Raw genomic sequence first — 3,848 nt, forward strand, 5'->3', positions numbered from 1 at the left:
GATTTGCGTCAATCTTTTGACGAATTTCTGAAATGTCCATAAATACCTCTTTTCATATATCATTTTATTATAACACATTTTCAGACATTTGCCTAATCGGATAATGAAGCACCTTCATTTTATACAATTTTTAGTAGATAGGCAAGAATGGGAGCGGCTTGTTACGGAATTGTTAAAAAAGTAATATAATGACATGGGTTGCTAAGATTTTTCGAGACTTCCCAGCCTTTATCCACGAAAATGAAGTGGTTTTTGGTCAGATCCACCACCGCCATCAAAGTCATATTTACGCAAAAAAGCCATCCGAAGATGACTTTTTGCTATTAAATAGCATTCTTGTCCATACCTAATTTACGTTGGATGAACTTAACAATTTCAACAATGATAATCATAGAGAAACTGCCGATCAGGACAACAGCCCATTGGGTCACATCTAACTTGGTCACATGGAAAATCTTTTCAAGTGGATCAATCACAATGGTTGAAACCAATAGAATGAAAGAAACCAGAATAGACCAGTTAAAGGTCTTAGACTTAAACAGTCCAACTGTAAAGATAGATTGGTAAACAGATTTCACATTGTAAGCATGGAAGAGCTGAATAAGTCCAAGAGTCGCAAAGGCCATGGTAAGGGCATCCGCATGGATCGCTTTTACATCGCCGATATGAACTGGATTAGCAATAGCATAGCCATAGACGGACAGAACGAGAGCACCTTGTAGCAATCCTTGGTAAATGATGGAACTCATAACACCACCAGAGAAGAAGCTAGACTTACGACCACGAGGCTTGTGAGTCATGACACCTGGCTCAGCAGGCTCAACCCCCAGAGCGATAGCTGGGAAAGTATCCGTTACTAGGTTAATCCAAAGCAGATGAACCGGTTGCAAGACATCCCAACCAAACAAGGTAGCCAGGAAGATAGTCAGCACTTCAGCTGTATTAGCTGAAAGGAGATACTGGATGGTCTTTTGAATGTTCGAGAAGACCTTGCGTCCTTCTTCTACGGCGACGATGATGGTCGCAAAGTTATCATCCGCCAGAATCATGTCAGAAGCTCCCTTAGAAACCTCTGTACCAGTGATTCCCATACCAATACCGATATCGGCTGTCTTCAAAGCTGGTGCGTCATTGACACCATCACCTGTCATGGCAACGACCTTACCTTGGTTTTGCCAAGCTTTCACGATACGAACCTTATGCTCAGGAGAAACCCGGGCATAGACAGAGTATTGGCCAACAACCTTTTCGAATTCTTCATCTGAAAGTTCATTGAGCTCAGCACCTGTCAGAACATGGTCTTCCGTATCTCCTGCTTCAATGATTCCCAAGCGCTTAGCAATCGCTTCAGCTGTATCTTGGTGGTCACCAGTAATCATGATTGGACGAATACCAGCTTCTTTAGCAACGCGAACAGCTTCTGCCGCTTCTGCACGTTCTGGGTCAATCATACCGATTAAACCAGTAAAGATTAAATCATTTTCTAGGTTTTCAGATGTTAAGTCAGTCGGAACTGCATCAATAATCTTATAGGCACCAGCCAGCACTCGCAGAGCTTGGTGAGCCATTTCTGAGTTATTAGACTTGATCAACTGTGAAGTAGCATCATCGATCGCTGCAATATCTCCAGCCTTATCACGGGCAACACAGCGTTTCAAGAGTTGATCTGGCGCTCCCTTTACTGCCACAAGGAATTTCCCAGCTGGCAATGGGTGAACGGTAGACATGAGTTTACGGTCTGAGTCAAATGGCAGCTCAGCCACACGAGGATACTTCTCTAAAAATCCTTTAACATCATAGCCCTTGTCCAAGGCATACTGGATAAAGGCGGTTTCTGTTGGGTCACCAATTAGCTTGCCTTCCTGGTCAATCTTGGTATCATTGGCCAAAACAACTGAACGTAAGAGCGGCAGCTCCAAACCAAGTTCAATGTCTTGTCCAGCTTCATTCAGGACTCCGTCGTAAAAGACTTTTTCGACCGTCATCTTATTCATGGTCAGGGTACCGGTCTTATCTGAAGCGATAATCTCAGTTGAACCAAGTGTTTCTACTGCTGGCAATTTACGGACAATTGAATTTCGCTTAGCCAGAACCTGTGTTCCCAAAGCTAGAACGATAGTAACGATAGCAGGCAGACCTTCTGGAATAGCCGCAACTGCCAAGGCAACAGATGTCATCAGTTCACCAAGCGGATCTTTTCCTTGAATGAAAACACCGACTACAAAGGTCACCGCAGCAATCACCAAGATAGCATAGGTCAGAACCTTAGACAGGCTATTGAGATTTTGCTTGAGCGGTGTGTCGGTTTCATCCGCATCTTGCAACATACCTGCGATATGGCCGACTTCGGTGTACATCCCTGTATTGACAACGACCCCTACTCCTCGTCCATAAGTGACATTGGAGTTTTGGAAGGCCATATTGACCCGGTCGCCAATACCAGCATCTGCAGCTACGTCGACAGTCAAATCTTTCTCAACTGGCACAGACTCCCCTGTCAGAGCGGCTTCTTCAATTTTCAGGGAATTAGCTTCCAAAAGTCGCATATCTGCTGGGACAACATCGCCGGCTTCCAGTCTGACGATATCGCCAGGCACCAAATCCTTAGAATCAACCTCTGTGACATGGCCATCACGCAGAACACGCGCAGCTGGGCTGGACATAGATTTGAGAGCCGCAATGGCTTCTTCAGCCTTACCTTCTTGATAAACACCAAAGATGGCATTGATGATGACAACGGCTAGGATAATGATAGCATCTGCAATATCCTCTCCACCTGACGTCACAACAGACAAGATAGCCGCTACCAACAAGATGATAATCATCAAATCCTTGAACTGCTCAATGAATTTCATCAAGAGAGTCTTTTCCTCTCCTTCTTCCAATTCATTGCGACCGTAGTCCGCCAAACGTTGCTGGGCTTGGCTGCTAGTCAACCCTTGTTCGGAAGCTTCCATTGCTTGCAAAACTTCCTCAGGACTTTGCGTATAAAAAGCTTGGCGCTTTTGTTCTTTTGACAAAATGTCTCCTCCTTTTGATGGGCCTCTTTCAAAATAAACAAAAAAGAGACCTGTTGATTAACAAGTCTCGCTATTTCATACAAGGCCGGAAATTTCTTTCGTATTGACGACCTTGTAACGGTAAAACCGTTAGCTACTCCCTTGAGTGTATTTATTATACCAAAATTTTTGTATTTTTCAAGGCAGAGCTGTTATTTTTCAAACTTTTCTTCCGTCCATTCGATTTTCATCTGATAGGAAGCAAAAAGCTGATCGTCGTCGCCTCTTTTCAAATCATAGTGAAGTTCCAAAGCCTGATTTTCTGCATCTAAGTGATAGTGCTGAGTATCCGTCACAAACTGTTGAGCACCCAGCGGAGTCGGGATGGATACTACATGCTGACCATTCTTGATAAAATAAAGAATGGTCTTAGGCTCAGAAAAGCGGGTCATGGTCAGCTTATCTTCATTAAATTTCAGAACGACCTTTTCCTGCTCCTCGCTCCGATAAATCAAATAGTGATAGTCCCCTTTTTGTGTCCATTCTACATCGTAGACTTGGTCAATCAACTCCATTTGCTCATCTAATTTGATTTGATTTCTCATTCTAATTTTCATGATTTTCTCACATTCCTTGTTTCTTTCTTCCATTTTACCAAAAATTTCTTGAGAATTCTTCCTTTCTACTTCAGGCTTTGAATTTCGCCCACTGAGCATTTATGATATAATAGGACTATGGTTGAAAAAGTATTTCGAGATCCCGTCCATAATTATGTGCATGTGGATCATCAGGTCATTTATGATTTAATCAATACCAAAGAATTTCAACGGCTGCGCCGCATCAAACAGC

General features: G+C 43.1%; 2 protein-coding genes. Both read right to left on the reverse strand.

Annotated elements, in window-relative coordinates; translation table 11 throughout:
• Positions 1-323 precede the first annotated feature (323 nt).
• Positions 324-3,020 (reverse strand): cation-translocating P-type ATPase, encoded by a 2,697-nt coding sequence (locus Q0191_RS09495; RefSeq protein ID WP_297665957.1) that lies wholly within the window; start codon positions 3,018-3,020, stop codon positions 324-326.
• 191 nt (positions 3,021-3,211) lie between these two features.
• Positions 3,212-3,616, reverse strand: coding sequence for a DUF1934 domain-containing protein (locus tag Q0191_RS09500; protein WP_187759268.1), 405 nt, complete (start codon positions 3,614-3,616; stop codon positions 3,212-3,214).
• Positions 3,617-3,848 lie beyond the last annotated feature (232 nt).

Source organism: uncultured Streptococcus sp. (assembly GCF_938036805.1).
GTDB lineage: Bacteria > Bacillota > Bacilli > Lactobacillales > Streptococcaceae > Streptococcus.